At 64.1% G+C, this 15,518-nt stretch carries 16 protein-coding genes; 9 read left to right on the plus strand and 7 right to left on the minus strand.

Annotated features, from left to right (window positions below):
* Positions 1-4 precede the first annotated feature (4 nt).
* From kdsB to BGP02_RS17875, 3 genes are all read left to right on the plus strand, one after another.
* Positions 5-784, plus strand: a complete 780-nt coding sequence (gene kdsB, locus BGP02_RS17865; RefSeq protein ID WP_130027944.1) for a 3-deoxy-manno-octulosonate cytidylyltransferase — start codon at positions 5-7, stop codon at positions 782-784.
* Positions 785-1,089: 305 nt separating this feature from the next.
* A complete protein-coding gene (adk, locus tag BGP02_RS17870) occupies positions 1,090-1,755 on the plus strand; it encodes an adenylate kinase (protein WP_261938047.1) in 666 nt (221 codons plus the stop codon).
* Between the two features lie 295 nt (positions 1,756-2,050).
* Positions 2,051-2,545 (plus strand): Mpo1 family 2-hydroxy fatty acid dioxygenase, encoded by a 495-nt coding sequence (locus BGP02_RS17875; protein ID WP_261938046.1) that lies wholly within the window; start codon positions 2,051-2,053, stop codon positions 2,543-2,545.
* Between the two features lie 113 nt (positions 2,546-2,658).
* Here the strand turns inward: BGP02_RS17875 and BGP02_RS17880 are convergent, their stop codons facing one another.
* A complete protein-coding gene (locus tag BGP02_RS17880) occupies positions 2,659-3,525 on the minus strand; it encodes a SirB1 family protein (RefSeq protein ID WP_017232744.1) in 867 nt (288 codons plus the stop codon).
* Between the two features lie 46 nt (positions 3,526-3,571).
* Entirely contained in the window at positions 3,572-5,122 is a 1,551-nt protein-coding gene (gene murJ, locus BGP02_RS17885) for a murein biosynthesis integral membrane protein MurJ (protein ID WP_026131734.1), read from the minus strand.
* Positions 5,123-5,301: 179 nt separating this feature from the next.
* Here murJ and rpsT point away from each other — a divergent pair, with 179 nt between their 5' ends.
* Positions 5,302-5,574 carry a 30S ribosomal protein S20 gene (gene rpsT / locus BGP02_RS17890; protein ID WP_017232742.1) on the plus strand — a complete coding sequence of 91 codons (273 nt, stop codon included), beginning with the start codon at positions 5,302-5,304 and terminating at the stop codon, positions 5,572-5,574.
* Positions 5,575-5,870: 296 nt separating this feature from the next.
* Here rpsT and BGP02_RS17895 read toward each other — a convergent pair whose 3' ends face one another.
* The gene (locus BGP02_RS17895) at positions 5,871-6,185 is read right to left on the minus strand and encodes a DUF3579 domain-containing protein (protein ID WP_017232741.1); all 315 of its coding nucleotides are present in this window, start codon (positions 6,183-6,185) and stop codon (positions 5,871-5,873) included.
* Between the two features lie 351 nt (positions 6,186-6,536).
* Between BGP02_RS17895 and argF the strand changes: the two genes are divergently transcribed.
* From argF to BGP02_RS17910, 3 genes are all read left to right on the plus strand, one after another.
* Positions 6,537-7,463 carry an ornithine carbamoyltransferase gene (argF, locus tag BGP02_RS17900; RefSeq protein WP_017232740.1) on the plus strand — a complete coding sequence of 309 codons (927 nt, stop codon included), beginning with the start codon at positions 6,537-6,539 and terminating at the stop codon, positions 7,461-7,463.
* 416 nt (positions 7,464-7,879) lie between these two features.
* Entirely contained in the window at positions 7,880-8,203 is a 324-nt protein-coding gene (gene ppnP / locus BGP02_RS17905) for a pyrimidine/purine nucleoside phosphorylase (protein ID WP_017232739.1), read from the plus strand.
* An 89-nt stretch (positions 8,204-8,292) separates the two neighbouring features.
* Positions 8,293-9,741 carry a patatin-like phospholipase family protein gene (locus BGP02_RS17910; protein ID WP_353744115.1) on the plus strand — a complete coding sequence of 483 codons (1,449 nt, stop codon included), beginning with the start codon at positions 8,293-8,295 and terminating at the stop codon, positions 9,739-9,741.
* On the opposite strand, the gene murB is transcribed toward BGP02_RS17910, so the two are convergent.
* The gene (gene murB / locus BGP02_RS17915) at positions 9,731-10,747 is read right to left on the minus strand and encodes a UDP-N-acetylmuramate dehydrogenase (protein ID WP_286798931.1); all 1,017 of its coding nucleotides are present in this window, start codon (positions 10,745-10,747) and stop codon (positions 9,731-9,733) included. The two genes, BGP02_RS17910 and murB, sit on opposite strands and share 11 nt — an antisense overlap.
* A gap of 252 nt (positions 10,748-10,999) precedes the next feature.
* On the opposite strand from murB, the gene BGP02_RS17920 reads away from it, so the two are divergent.
* Entirely contained in the window at positions 11,000-11,485 is a 486-nt protein-coding gene (locus BGP02_RS17920; RefSeq protein WP_017232736.1) for a YajQ family cyclic di-GMP-binding protein, read from the plus strand.
* 99 nt (positions 11,486-11,584) lie between these two features.
* Here BGP02_RS17920 and plsY read toward each other — a convergent pair whose 3' ends face one another.
* Positions 11,585-12,193, minus strand: coding sequence for a glycerol-3-phosphate 1-O-acyltransferase PlsY (gene plsY, locus BGP02_RS17925; protein ID WP_017232735.1), 609 nt, complete (start codon positions 12,191-12,193; stop codon positions 11,585-11,587).
* A gap of 133 nt (positions 12,194-12,326) precedes the next feature.
* Entirely contained in the window at positions 12,327-12,821 is a 495-nt protein-coding gene (gene ybaK, locus BGP02_RS17930) for a Cys-tRNA(Pro) deacylase (RefSeq protein WP_017232734.1), read from the minus strand.
* Positions 12,822-12,935: 114 nt separating this feature from the next.
* On the opposite strand from ybaK, the gene BGP02_RS17935 reads away from it, so the two are divergent.
* Entirely contained in the window at positions 12,936-14,501 is a 1,566-nt protein-coding gene (locus BGP02_RS17935) for a class I adenylate-forming enzyme family protein (RefSeq protein WP_286798932.1), read from the plus strand.
* A gap of 91 nt (positions 14,502-14,592) precedes the next feature.
* Here the strand turns inward: BGP02_RS17935 and xerD are convergent, their stop codons facing one another.
* Entirely contained in the window at positions 14,593-15,510 is a 918-nt protein-coding gene (xerD, locus tag BGP02_RS17940; protein WP_051060093.1) for a site-specific tyrosine recombinase XerD, read from the minus strand.
* Positions 15,511-15,518 lie beyond the last annotated feature (8 nt).

Consider the following 15,518-nt stretch of genomic DNA (forward strand, 5'->3'; position numbering starts at 1 on the left):
TTCGATGAACACCGTCGACTTTGTCGCCGTCGTGCCGGCGCGTCTCGCGTCGACGCGTCTACCGAACAAGCCGCTCGCCGATATCGGCGGCAAGCCGATGGTCGTGCGCGTGGCCGAGCGGGCGCGCGAATCGGGGGCGTGTCAGGTGGTCGTCGCGACCGACTCACAGCGTGTGGCCGATGCCGTCGCCGCGCACGGCTTCGATGTCGCCCTGACGCGTGCGGATCACCCGACTGGCACCGATCGTCTCGCCGAGGTGGCCGTCCAGCAGGGGTGGCCCGACGACACGATCGTCGTCAATGTGCAGGGCGACGAGCCACTCATCGATCCGCGTCTGGTGCACGCGGTAGCGGCGCATCTGGCCGAGCACCCGGAATGTGCCCTGTCGACGGCGGCGCATCCGATCACCGACAACGCGGAGATCTTCTCGCCGAATGTGGTCAAGGTCGTGCTCGACGCCCATAGCCGCGCCCTCTACTTCTCGCGCGCGCCGATTCCGTGGTCGCGCGATGCATGGTCCGCCGGGCTTGCCCACACCGCAACGTTACCCGCGGCGACCACGCCCGTCTTTCGTCACATCGGGCTTTACGCCTATCGCGCCAAATTCCTGCGCACTTATCCGAGCCTGCCGCAGGCCCCGATCGAAACCGCCGAATCGCTCGAACAACTCCGCGCCCTCTGGCATGGCGAGCGCATTGCCGTGCTCGTGACTGCCGACGCCCCGCTGCCGGGCGTGGACACAGCGGATGATCTCGAACGCGTTCGCGCGCTGCTGCGGAACTAACGCCCGATCCAGCACGAATGCCGGCGTTGGCACGCCGGCCAATCGCTCGCGCGCTTGTCCCGGAAATCGCACCGGTACGACGCCCATTGGTTGGCAAAACGCCGCCAGACGGGCTCATCGTGGCATAATCGCTCTGATTCTCGCGAGCAGCCTCCCCGGCCGCGCGCGACGCGCCCTGCCGACGCGTCGCCTGCGCGCAGCGCGGTTGGCCGGTCACACGACCCGCAACCGCCGCCGAATCCCGGGGACGCGCCTGCCTGCCGCACGCACAGCATTCACAAATCACAAACTTTCAGGAGTCATTGATGCGTCTGATTTTGTTGGGGGCACCCGGGGCCGGCAAGGGCACCCAAGCCACTTTCATCAAAGAGAAATTCGGCATCCCGCAAATCTCGACCGGCGACATGCTGCGCGCCGCGATCAAGGAAGGCACGCAGCTTGGCCTCGAAGCCAAGCGTTACATGGACGCGGGCGACCTCGTGCCGGACGCCGTCATCATTGGCATGGTGCGTGAGCGCCTGAGCGCCGACGACTGCAAAAGCGGCTACCTGTTCGACGGCTTCCCGCGCACGATTGCGCAGGCGGAAGCCATGAAGGACGCCGGTGTCGCCATCGACTTCGTGCTCGAGATCGACGTGCCTTTCGACGAAATCATCACACGCATGAGCGGTCGACGCACGCATCCGGCATCGGGTCGTACGTACCACGTCACGTTCAACCCGCCCAAGGTCGAAGGCAAGGACGACGTGACCGGCGAACCGCTCGTGCAGCGCGACGACGACAAGGAAGACACCGTCAAGAAACGCCTGAGCGTGTACGAATCGCAAACCAAGCCGCTCGTGGCGTACTACTCGGATTGGGCGAAGCATGGCAGCCCGGGCGCGACCGTCGAGGCACCGCAGTATCGCAAGATCTCGGGGCAAGGCAGCGTGGACGAAATTCGTGCGCGCGTGTTCGAGGCACTGAAGTAAGCACGCGAGCGTCGCCCCTTTGACTCCGTGCGGCATTCGCTGCGCCCGGGGTCAGGTCGGCGCGAACGACGACGTAGAGAAAGGCGGCCAGGTCACCCTGGGCCGCCTTTTTTGCCAATGTCAGGGAGTGTCGCTCCCGGCGCATCAACGGGGTGAGTCGAATTGCCGCAACGCAACAAACTGTCGTTACGGCGATGACTACAATGGAAATCCGAACGCACTTGCGGTCGGTTCAATCGCCGAGGCTGTCGGTGGCGATCCCGCGTTCTTCCCGTCCCCATGGCAGGAGGCTGGCATGAAATCACTGGCGCAACAGATGTCGTTCTACCAGCGCTATCACCGCAGTCCCAAGAATCGTCTGACCCATTTCTTCGGCGTTCCCATGATCATGCTGGCCGTGATGCAGGCGCTCTCAGCGCTGCCGCTAGGCCCGAGCGGCTTGAATGTCGCGCATGTGATCGTGCTGGTGCTGCTGATGTATTACTTCCTGCTCGATGTCCCGCTGGCACTTGCCATGACGGCCTTCTTCGCCGCGCTGCTGGCCATCACACAGCACCTGGCCACCTTGTCGTGGCCGTGGGCGCTGACGGTCTTTGGCGTGCTGTTCGTCGGCGGCTGGATCGTTCAGTTGATCGGCCATCATTTCGAGGGCCGCAAGCCCGCGCTGCTCGATAACGTCTTCCAGATCTTTATCGCACCGATGTTCCTGATGGCCGAGGTGTTCTTTCACTTCGGCTACAAACCCGGTCTGCAACGACGCGTCCAGGAATTGGCGGCACAGTCCGCGTAATGGCCCGCGCGTCCCGACGAACGACGCGCGATGCCGCAGCGCCAGCCGACACCGCGGGCGTTTTGCCTTAGAGACGACGGAAACGACAGGGGGAGAACAGGAAGCGCCGGTCGTTATCCGTGACTGCCCGGACGACGGCTCAGGTCGTCGAGAATCTGCCGAATCGCATTGGCGTCTTCGGCATCGGGGCGCGTGCCCAGGTAGTGCTCAAGGTCGTCCTGCGCCGGACGTACCAGCCCAAGGCGAGCATAGGCCAGCCCGCGATCGCGCTGCTCGACCGGCTGGTCGGGCAAGACGAGCACCATGCGTTCCTGCACCGCAAGCACGCGTTCCCATCGCTCGTTCTGCGTGTAGATCGCTCGCAGATTGCGCAACATCCGCGCAAGAATTTCGCGCGGCGTGGCGGGCTCCAGGAAGGGGTGCAGCAACGCCCAAAGCGCCAACTCCTGAATCGGCTCGGCGCTCTCGTCGCGATAGTGCTTCAGATAGGGCTCGACCATTTCGAGCAGTCGCTGCGGCGAAAGCGAGTTGCCCGAAATCGGGTCGATGACCACGTCGCCGGCCGGTACCGCAAGCCGTAGCAGGAAATGCCCCGGGAACGACAAGCCTCGCAGCGGCAGGCCGATCTGGTGCCCAATCTCCATGCAAAGCACGGCCAACGAAATCGGAATGCCGCGACGCCGGTCCAGCACCACATGCAGATGACTGTTGTCCGGATCGTAGTAATCGTTCTGGTTGACGGAGAACCCGAGTTCGCGGAAGAAGAAATGATCGAGCAACTGGAGCTTCTGCAGGGGCCCGGCGTCGGGCGGCAGACGCTTGGCCAGACGCGCGGCGAGCGCGTCGATCCGGGTCAGCGTGTCCTGAACGTCGAGATCGGGATAGACGTCTTGCGCGATGGCGATGGCCGCTTCGGTCAGCGGTAGACCGTCGTCGGACGCGACCAGCGCAGCAAAATACTCGAGAAATCGATTCGCCATGCGGTATCCGTGAAGTCCACCGTGCCAGTGGCGCGCGAGCGAATCGCTAGCGAGTGCGTCGGCGGAAGAACGAGAAGTTGAAACCCATGAGGAATAATGCCCCGAAATACACCACCGCGCATAGCACCAGACTGGCGCCAAGCAGCGCAATGCGCGAGAGCGGGCGCGCGCCCATCGCCACCCAGTCGAAGCTTTGGGTGAACCACAGCAGCAAGCCCGCCAGAATCAGGCAGGCGGCCAGCAATTGCACGAAGAACAGACGCCATCCGGGCGCCGGCCGGTAGATACCACGCTTGTAAAGCCCCGCGAACAGCAACACCGCGTTCATGCACGCGCCCACGCCGATCGACAGTGAAAGCCCCGCATGGGCGAACCACCGAACGAAGAGCAGATTGGAGAGCTGCGTGGCAACGAGCACCACGACGGCGATCTTCACCGGCGTCTTGATGTCTTGCTTGGCATAGAAGCCGGGCGCCAGAATCTTGATGAGAATCAGGCCAACCAGCCCGACGCCATAGGCGGTCAGCGCGTGCGCCGTCATCGCGACGTCGGTCGCGTCGAAACGGCCATATTGATAGAGCGTTGCGGTCAGCGGCTCGGCGTAGACGAACAGCGCGACGGCACTCGGCATCGCCAGCAGGAAGGTCAGGCGCAGCCCCCAGTCCAGCAAGGCTGAATACTCGGCGCCATCGCCATCGGCATGGGCGCGCGAGAGGCTCGGCAGCAGGATCGTGCCCAGCGCCACACCGAGCAATGCCGTCGGAAACTCCATCAGCCGGTCGGCATACGCCAGCCACGACACGCTGCCCTGCGCGAGGCGCGACGCGATGTTCGTGTTGATGATGAGGCTCACCTGCGCCACCGACACGGCCAGCGTGGCCGGCACCATCTTCGCCAATACCCGCTTCACGCCGGTGTTACGCAACGCCGCCGCGATATTGATCGTGATGCGCGGCAACATGTCGATGCGCGCGAGCGCCGGGAGCTGGATGACCAATTGCAGCACGCCGCCAACGATCACCGCGAAGGCCAGCGCGTAGACCGGCTTCGCCAGATGCGGCGCGACCCACAGCGAGGCGATGATCGAACAGAGATTGAGCAGCACGGGCGCGAACGCGGGCATCGAGAATCGCCGCCACGTATTGAGCACGCCGGCGGCAAGGGTCGTGATCGAGATGAGCGTGATGTATGGGAACATCACGCGCGTCATGAACACGGCCGAGTCGAACGTGCCGTTCTCACGCGAGAGCCCGGTCGCGACGGCATAGACGACCCCGGTCGCGCCGAGCACCCCGGCAATCGTGATCGCCAGCAACCCCCAGAACAGCACGGTGGTCACTGAATCGACGAGGGTTCTCGTCTCCTCATGACTGCGCTGCGACTTGAATTCGGCCAGAATCGGCACGAAGGCCTGCGAAAACGCACCTTCGGCGGACAGGCGGCGCAGCAGATTGGGGATGCGGAATGCGACGTTGTAGGCGTCGGTCATGGGACCGGCGCCAAACATGCGTGCAATAAGGATTTCACGGACCAGACCGGTGATGCGCGAGAGCATCGTGAAACCGCTGACCGTAGCGAGAGCTTTGAGCAAATTCATGTTGCGCGTATTATACGCACAGCATTGCAGCAAAGAAGTTGCAATTTCCATTGGCGTTCGGCTATAATCGACGGTTTCGAAGTCAATGGATTGCTTCCTGGCCACCGTGTCTCCCAGGGAGCCGAGCCAAACTGCATAGAAGCCGCATCAGGCGGAGCAATTCAAGGAATTCACCGAACATGGCAAATACCGCACAAGCACGCAAGCGCGCGCGTCAAACCGTTAAGATCAACGCCCACAACTCGGCACTGCGCTCGCGTCTGCGCACGGCAGTCAAGGCGGTCCGCAAGGCCATCGCCGCTGGCGACCCCACCGCTGCCAAGGAAGTGCTGCGCAAGTCGGCCAAGACGATCGACATCATCGCTGACAAGAAGATCGTTCACAAGAACACCGCCGCTCGTCAAAAGAGCCGCCTGTCGGCCGCCATCAAGGCGATGTCGGCTGCTGCCTAACCGCGCAAGCGGTCAAGCAGACTCAAGTTGCTTGCCGGTTCCGATTTCGGTCGGAACACAAAAAAAGCCCGCTTCGTGCGGGCTTTTTCTTTTCGCTGAAGCCAAAGAACGCCGACCACACTCACGCGGCGCGCGCGCAAGCCACTGTACGGCTGCGAGAGAATCCGGGACGAATGCGTGAATGGCGTGAACCACGAGGCCGGTCACCGCGCGACGGGCGACGACGGGGTAGAACGACGGTGAGTCGGGGCCAAAGGCCCGACACTCACGTCTGGCCGCAAAACGGCCACGGGGGATTACTTGACGTCGGGAACGAAGCAGGCTTCGGTCAGTTGCAAGTCGTTGTCACGCGCAAAATTCATCACGAAATCGAAAGCCATCGGCTCGATGTCGCGCAACCGCTCGTCAACAACGACGCATTTGACGTCGCCCACCATGATCGGACGCACGTAGGGGGAGTACTGCATGTATGCGTTCGGGCCGGTATCGCGCCGGCCACAAAACGACACGGCGCCGCACAGACGTTCCGCCCAGTCACTCGGACGGAACTTCTTGCCACCCCGGGTGAGCCCCTGGATGAAATACTCGCGCGCGGAAACCTGGTCGGTCATATCGCTCAATCACCTCAAAAAGCACCTGGCCAGCCATACGCGGGTAGCGTCGCTGACAGAGACAGTATTATATCTTATATAAGACTCAAACCTGTCCCCCACCCTCGCTGCCGATGTTTTTTTCGGTCTTGCCAGCCGTTTTTGGCCGTGCAGCATCGCGCTCGATCATACGCTTTTCGTGTGACGGCAAAACGATTTGGTAGACTAGCGGCTGTTCCCCTGATGCCAGCAACCGGTAGAACACCTTCACGCGCCTGACCGGGGGACAGGCCTCAAGGCTTGTTCGTCGTGCCGCCAGCGAGAGAGTTCCCTTTGAATTCCCGCGCTATCGGCCTCCAGCAGAACATCCAAATGACCACCGCCAAACCCATCAAGCATTACCTTCAGTTTTCGGATTTGACGCTCGACGAGTACGACTACGTGCTTGAGCGCACCCGCATTCTCAAGAAGAAATTCAAGAACTACGAGACCTACCACCCGCTTCACGACCGCACGCTGGCGATGATTTTCGAGAAAAGCTCGACACGCACGCGACTCTCGTTCGAAGCCGGGATTCACCAGTTGGGTGGCCACGCCGTGTTTCTGAACACGCGCGACACGCAGCTTGGCCGTGGCGAGCCTATCGAAGACGCGGCCCAGGTGATCTCGCGAATGACCGACATCATCATGATTCGCACGTTCGGTCAGGAGATCATCGAGCGCTTCGCGCAGCACTCGCGCGTACCGGTGATCAACGGCCTGACCAACGAATATCACCCGTGTCAGGTGATGGCGGACATCTTTACGTTCTACGAGCATCGCGGCCCGATCAAGGGCAAGACCGTGACTTGGATCGGTGACGCGAACAACATGTCCTACACGTGGATACAGGCCGCCGAGATCTTCGGCTTCCAGTTCAACATCTCGACACCGCCCGGCTACCGCCTCGATCAGGCGATGGTGGCCGAATCGAGCCGCCCGTTCGTGCGCGAGTTCGACGACCCGCGCGAGGCCTGCGAGGGCGCGGACCTCGTGTCGACCGACGTCTGGACGAGCATGGGCTATGAAGCGGAGAACGAGGCGCGAAAAGCGGCCTTCGCTCAGTGGTGCGTGAACGCCGACCTCATGCAGCGCGCCAAACCGGACGCACTGTTCATGCACTGCCTGCCCGCGCACCGTGGCGAGGAAGTGTCGGCCGACGTGATCGACGGCGCCCAAAGCGTCGTCTGGGACGAAGCCGAGAACCGTCTGCACGTGCAGAAGGCGCTCATGGAATACCTGATGCTCGGTCGCGTCTAACGCGTCGATCAGACCACGCCCGGACCAGCGCAACGCCGTCCGGGCGCGTTATCTTTGGCCACCGCGCCAGCGCCTCCCCCGTACGTCCTCCGCACCTCCCTCGCGTCACCTTCGCGTCACGCTCGCCGCCCGCTCCAACATCCGGCATCCCCACCGCGACCAACGTTCCGCTATCATCGCTCACGCGCAGGCGTCCCTCGTAGACGCGCGCTTCATCACCGCACGTTGTAGTCGTTACCCTCCGTCAGAACATTTCGCAATTTGCACCACAACGGGGCAAATTCGTTGTGCATCGCACAAAATGCAGACGGGTGGACGTTCGAAACGTGCTAGCATGAATTCACGTTTGCCCCGTTGGGGCAGGCTTATCGACCCATCATCGCGACTTTCCATCGCATTCGACTCCGCATTCGGTCATGACGCAAAACGCAACGCAGTTCGACAACGTTTCCGTAATCAAGCGCGCCAACACCTATTTCGACGGCAAGTGCGTGTCGCACACCGTGCTGTTCCCGGACGGCACGCGCAAGACGCTGGGCGTGATTTTCCCGGCTATGCTCCAGTTCGGCACCGATGCGCCCGAAATCATGGAAGTCACGAGCGGCCGCTGCCGCATCCGTCTGGCCGGTCAGGCCGAGTGGCAGGAATACGCCGCCGGTCAGCAGTTCTCCGTGCCGGGCAACAGCAAGTTCGATATCGAGGTCTTGGAGACGCTCGATTACGTCTGCCATTACGGCTAACCGACCGGCCAGCATCGCGACTGCGCGGGGGGTCTCCCCCGGCGTCGCCCTCTCGGCCGGTTCAGCGCGGCCCGGCGCCGCTACTCACTATGTCGCGTCTGCCCCCCGAATCCGCCGACGATGCTACCGGCGACCGAGCTGATGCCCCCCCTGCCGATGCGCAGGCCGCGGCTTCGACCGCCTCGCTGTCCTCTCACTCGGTGCCGGCCGAATCCGCTGCCGAATCAGTGAACGGCACGAGCACCGATCTCGAGCCGACCGACGTACCGTTGCTCCCGCCAGATGGCCTCACCCGGCCGGCACGTACCGGCAACGCGCCCCAGAAATCCGCCGCGCCTCGCGCTCGCAAGCGCACCTCCGCCACGGATGTGCCGAGCGGCACCCTCTCGGCCAAGGGCGCTACCGAGACACCTGAGGCTCCCCGTGCGCGCGCCCCCGCCAAATCCACGAAACCCTCACGCAGCCGCTCCGCGAAGCGAAAAGGCATCGACCTGGGGCTGCAAGGGGGCGGTGCGCATGGGGCCTACACCTGGGGCGTGCTCGACAAATTGCTGGAAGACGGACGCCTGGAGTTCGAAGGCATCAGCGGCGCGTCCGCAGGCACGATGAACGCCGTCGTACTGGCGCACGGCCTGCTCGATCGTCCGGGTGTCGACCCGCGCGAGAAGGCGCGTGAGGCGCTGCACAGCTTCTGGCTCGGCGTGTCGCAGGCAGGTTCCTCGGCAACCGCCTGGGCGCAGACCGTCTTCAGTTGGCTCAACGGCCGTCCGACCGAATACCCGGTCTGGCACGACTGGATGCAGAGCATGCAGCAATGGATGACACCGTTCGCGCAGCCCCCGGCCGAAATCAACCCGCTGCGCACCGTGCTCGAAGCGCAGGTCGATTTCGAACGGTTGCGCGAAAGCACCGCGACGCGCCTGTTCGTGTCTGCGACCAACGTCCGCACCGGCAACATCCACATCTTTCGCACACACGAAATCACGCTCGACGTCGCGATGGCGTCGGCGTGTCTGCCGTGGCTCTTCAAGCCGGTGAAAATCGACGAGGATTTTTACTGGGATGGCGGCTATCTCGGCAACCCGCCGCTCTATCCGTTTTATTACGAGACGCTCACGAGCGACATCCTGATCGTGCACATCAACCCGATCGAGCGCAAAGAGAAACCCGTGCTGCCGGGGCAGATCATGAATCGCGTGAACGAGATCACGTTCAATGCGTCGCTGCAGCGCGAATTCCGTGCCATTTCCTTCGTGCACAAACTGCTTGACGAGGGATGGCTCAAGCCCGAGTTTCGCAAGCGTCTGAAGTACCCGCTGATTCACTCGATTCGCGCGGACAAGGCGCTGTACGACTTGTCGTCATCGACGAAATTCGTGACCGACTGGCACTTCCTCACCACGCTGCGCGACCGTGGCCGCGAGGCGGCGAGCCGTTGGCTCGATGCGCACTTCGACGACGTCGGCGTGCGCTCCACCGTCGACCTGCGGCGCGATTACCTGCAGCGCCTGCCCGACGCCACGTCGATCAAAGCATGAGCGGTTCGGGCTCGAGCGCGATACCGAAGCGCTCCTGCACGCTGGCCTGTATGGCGCGCGAGAGCGCCACGATCTCCGCGCCGCTGGCGCCGCCTCGATTGACGAGCACGAGCGCTTGACGCTCATGCACGCCCGCGTGGCCGAGCGACTTGCCGCGCCAGCCGCATTGGTCGATCAGCCAGCCCGCGGCGACTTTCCAGGCGCCGTCCGGCTGAGCATAGCCGACCGCTTCCGGAAACCGCTCGCGCAGTGCGGCAAACGTTGCGGCGTCGACCACGGGGTTCTTGAAGAAGCTCCCGGCGTTGCCGAGTTCGGCCGGATCGGGCAGTTTGCGGCGGCGAATGTCCGCCACGGCCTCGAAGATCTGCCGCGCATTCGGCTGCGCGATTCCCGCCTGGGCGAGCGTGTGCGACACGTCCGCGTAGCCCGTCACGGGCTGCCACGGCTGTGGCAGCCGCAATGTGACCGAGACGATGAGGTAACGCCCGGGTTCGCGCTTGAACAGCGAATCGCGATAGCCGAACGCGCACGCCTCGCGGGTGAGGGTGACGAATGCGCCCGTGGCCGTATCGAGCGCGCGCACCTCGGCGAAGCGCTCGGCCAGTTCCAGCCCGTAGGCGCCGATGTTCTGAATCGGGGCAGCCCCGAGGGTGCCCGGGATCAGGGCGAGATTTTCCAGGCCAGGACAATCCTGCGAGAGCGTCCAGTCGACGAAGTCGTGCCAGACCTCGCCGGCGCCGCCGCGCACATAGCGCGCGTGCGCGTCGTCGGCGAGCCGCTCACGGCCGCGAATCGCCATCCGGAACACCACGCCGTCGAAGTCGCGCGTGAGCACCACATTGCTGCCGCCGCCGAGCACGAGACGCGGCAAGCCTGCGAGTTCGGGCATGGCGAGCGCATCGAGAAGCGCCGCTTCGCTGTCGATCGTCACGACAAAGCGGGCGGAGGCGGGCAGGCCGAAGGTATTGAAGTCGCGCAGGCTGACGTCGCGTTGCAACTGAGGCATGAAGTCGGGAGAAATCAGTGGGTGATCCGTGGGGCCGCCGTCCCGGACAGCGCCCGGAAGGGACACCGGAGCGACGGCTGAATTACAATGTCGGGCGAAAGAATTTTGCGCACCATTATAGCGGCCACGCGGCCGAGGTTCGCGCTGCCCGCATGACCCGGTCGTCCCGTCCGGGTGCGCCGGCGCCACCATCCCCCGTGCGGCATGCCCGGCGTGCCATTTCACGAACCCTTTACCTTTCAGGAGAGCCAGATGCCATCGTTCGACGTGGTTAGCGAAGCCAACATGATTGAAGTCAAGAACGCCATCGAGCAGGCCAACAAGGAAATCTCGACGCGATTCGACTTCAAGGGATCGGACTCGCGAATCGAGCACAAGGAGCAGGAACTCACGCTGTTCGCCGACGACAACTTCAAGCTCGAGCAAGTCACGCAGGTGCTCATCAGCAAGATGGCCAAGCGCAACGTGGACGTGCGCTTCCTCGACTACGGCAAGGTCGAGAAGATCAGCGGCGACAAGGTCAAGCAGGTCGTCAAGGTGAAGAAAGGCGTCGAAGGCGATCTGGCCAAGAAGATCGTGCGCGTGATCAAGGACAGCAAGATGAAAGTGCAGGCGAGCATCCAGGGCGACAGCGTGCGCATCGCGGGCGCCAAGCGCGACGACCTGCAAAGTGCCATGGCCCTGCTGCGCAAGGACGTGACCGACACTCCGCTCGACTTCAACAACTTCCGCGACTGACAGACGCGCGCCGCAGACAAGCAAAACCCGCAGACTCGCTGCGGGTTTTGTATGGGTCGAGGCCGTGCCGGGTTCGGCCGAGCCGACGTAACGCCGGCCTTACTTCGCCTTCTTCTGCCCGATGCGGCTTTCCTTGCCCGCCATCAGCTTGCCGATGTTGGCGCGGTGCCGGTAGACCAGCAAGATCGCCATGACGATCACCGCGGGGGCGTACGGTCCGAAGCCAGACATGAACACGTAGTAAAGCGGCGCGAACACCGCCGCCACCAGTGCCGCGAGCGACGAATAGCGGAAGAAGATCGCGATGATGAGCCACGTCGCGAGCACGGCGAGCCCCAGCACCGGATGGATGGCGAACAGGACGCCGGCCGCCGTCGCTACGCCCTTGCCGCCGGCAAAGCGTAGAAACACCGGGTACAGATGGCCCATGAAGACCGCAAGGGCCACGGCCGCCAGACCGAAGTCACCTACACCCCACGTATCGGCGAAGCGTTGCGCAAGATAGACGGCAAGCCAGCCCTTGAGGGCGTCGCCGATCAGCGTGAGCACGGCGGCCTTCTTGTTGCCTGAGCGCAGCACGTTCGTGGCGCCCGGGTTGCCCGAGCCATAACTGCGCGGGTCGGCGAGACCCATCGTGCGGCTGACGATCACCGCAAACGGCAACGAGCCGATCAGGTACGCGAGAACGATAAAAACCAGTGTGGCCATGAACTTCGAGCGTGAGCAGAATGTGTAATGGCCGCCATTCTACTTGACGCGCTCCGTCCCTCCATTCTGGCAACCACGGGGTTGCGCCGCGACCGGATCGATCGGACAGACGCAGGCCGCCGCGCCGTGGCGACTACTCGTCGCTCAGCGCACACGACACCGGCTTGGCCGCCAATGTGTTGAGCAGCACCTGCGGGGCGATGCCAATGAGGTACCCGCGTCGCCCGCCGTTGATGAATATGCGCGGCAGATCGAGAATCGACGCCTCCACATACACGGTCATCGCGCGCTTCGTGCCGAACGGCGACGTGCCGCCCACCAGATAACCCGAATGACGCTGGGCGACCTCCGGCTTGCAGGGCTCCACGCGCTTGGCGCCGATCTGGCGCGCGAGGTTCTTGGTCGAGACGGTCCGGTCGCCGTGCATGAGGACGATCAGCGGCCGGGCCTTCTCGTCTTCCATGACGAGCGTCTTGACGACCGCATGCTCGTGCACGCCCAACTGGCGTGCCGACTCGCCGGTCCCGCCATGTTCGACGTACTCGTAGACGTGTTCGGTGAAGGCCACTTTCTTTTGCTTCAGAAACTGCGTGGCCGGCGTTTCCGAGACGTGTTTGGTCTTGCTCATGGGCGCCTATTGTAATGAAACGGCCAAGGACTGCGGTCCCGGAATGCGCGCACCGCGGTCATCCTCGACGGCGTGTGCGATGCTCGATGACGGCGAGCGCATTACAATGCCGGCATGTCAGCCTCTCCCGCCCCCTCTCATCCGGACACCTTCGCCTCCAGCTTGCTCGCGAATCTGCCCGCACGCATCGACACGCTGCCCGCGCGGATCGCCGCGCAAGCGCCCACGCGCATCGCCCTGATCGACGACTTCAGCCGTCTCACCTACGAGGCACTGGCGAACACCGTCAGCGCCTGCACCGAGCGCCTGCGCGCGCACGGCGTGCGGGGCGGCGATCGCGTGATGATCGTCGGTGAGAACGGCATCGCGTATGTGGTGCTGCTGCTCGCCGTGGCAGCCCTCGACGCTTGGCCGCTGCTGTGCAACGCGCGGATCAGCGCCGCGGAATTGAACGCCATTCGCGATCATGCGCAACCGCGCTGCGCGATCTACACCGTCGATGCCTCGCCCGATGCCGCCGCGCACGCCCGGGGAGACGCCGCCAAGGTCGCCTGGACCGACCTTGCGCTCGGCGCCATCGCGGTGTCCGACATCGATCCCGACAGCGCCGCCGAGCCGGTGCAGACTGATCCGGCGCTGCAATGCGCGGCGCTCATCTACACAACCGGCACGACCGGCACGCCCAAGGGCGTTCGTCTCTCGCATCGCAACCTGATGTTCATCGCTGCGGTGTCGAGCGCGCTGCGACGCGTCGGTGCCGACGATATTGCCTACGGCGTGCTGCCGATCTCGCATGTCTACGGCCTGACGTCGGTGTGTCTGGGCACGCTGTACGCTGGCGGCACGCTACGGCTGGCCGCGCGCTTTACTCCCGAAGCCGTGCTCGATTCGCTCGCCCACGACGGGCTGACGATCCTGCAAGGGGTGCCCGCGATGCACGCCCGCCTGATGGCCTATGTGACGGCGCAGAACCGGACACTCATCGCACCGCGGCTGCGCTTCGTCTACTCGGGCGGCTCGCCCCTCGATGCGGCGCTCAAGGCGCGTGCCGAAGCGTTCTATGGCCTGCCGATTCACAACGGGTATGGGCTGACGGAGAGTAGTCCGACCGTCTCGCAGACGCTGCTCGACGCCCCGCGCGACGACTGCGCCGTGGGACCGGCGATCCCCGGCGTGACGGTACGTATCGTGGGTCGCGACGGGCATGACCTGCCCGATGGCGACGTTGGTGAACTCTGGGTGCGTGGTCCTAACGTGATGCTCGGGTACTACCGTGCCCCAGCGCTGACGGCGGCAGCCGTGACCGACGACGGCTGGCTGCGCACCGGCGATCTTGCGCGGCGCACCGTCGACGGCGCGCTCTTCCTCGCGGGACGCGCCAAGGAACTCATCATCCACTCCGGCTTCAACGTTTATCCGCTCGAAGTCGAGCAGGCGCTGGCGAGCCATCCGGATGTGCTGCAAGCGGCCGTCCTCGGACGTCCCGACGAGGAGAACGAGCAGGTGATCGCGTTCGTGGAGGCGCGCCCGGGCCATGCGATCGACGTCGCAGCGCTGGCCGCGTGGGCGGCGACGCGGCTCGCACCGTACAAGCGTCCGGCGCAGATTCGGGTGCTCGATGCCCTGCCCGCCGCGTCGACGGGCAAGGTGCTCAAGCACAAGCTCAAGGCGTTGCTTTGAAGTTTGATGGCGCGGCGGCGTCGCTCGCCTACCGCGCCGGCCTTGCTTGCCGTACACGCGGCCCACGCAGCACGCGCTTCACACACGGCGCTCACCCGCGCGGATGATGCTGTGCGTGCAGCGACTTGAGGCGTTCGCGCGCGACGTGCGTGTAGATCTGTGTGGTGGAGATGTCGGCGTGGCCGAGCAACAGCTGCACCACACGCAGATCCGCGCCGTGATTGATCAGATGCGTCGCGAAGGCATGACGCAGCGTATGCGGTGAGAGCGGCGCACGAATGTCCGCCTGCAACGCATAGCGCTTGATCAGATACCAGAACGCCTGCCGCGTCATCCCCTGGCCGCGTTGCGTGACGAACAGCGTGTCGCAGGCGCGACCGGCCAGCAGCACCCCTCGACTCTGCGCCAGATATCGCGTGAGCCACGCGTTGGCCTCTTCGCCGAACGGCACCAGCCGCTCCTTCGCGCCCTTGCCGAAGATGCGCAGCACACCCTCGTTCAATCCCACTTCAATCGTCTTGAGCGCGACCAGTTCCGAAACGCGCAGACCGCTCGCGTACATCAGTTCGAGCATCGCGCGATCGCGCAACCCAAGCGGCTGGGCCAGATCGGGGGCCGCCAGCAACGCTTCGACCTGCGCCTCCGACAATGTCGAGGGCAACCGCTGGGCACGCTTGGCCGATGCGATGCGCAAACACGGGTCCTGGTGCACGACATGGTCGCGCAGTGCCCATTGATAGAACCGTTTGAAGACCGACAGACGACGATTGACGCTGCTCGCCAGACTCTCGCGGCGCCACGCCAGATAGGCGGCGAGCGCCGCCTCGTCCACGCCATCGAGCGAGGTCTCGCACTTGGCGGCGAGCCATTGCGCGAAGAGGCGCAAATCCCGTCGGTAAGCGTCGAGCGTATTGCGAGAGAGGCCGTCTTCGAGCCAGATCGTGTCGCAGAACTGGTCGATGAGCGTGACACTGCGCACATAGGTCGCGCCGTCGGGGTCGAAGGCCAGCGGAGACG

It is taken from the genome of Pandoraea sp. 64-18 (assembly GCF_001899225.1).
GTDB classification, from domain to species: domain Bacteria; phylum Pseudomonadota; class Gammaproteobacteria; order Burkholderiales; family Burkholderiaceae; genus Pandoraea; species Pandoraea cepalis.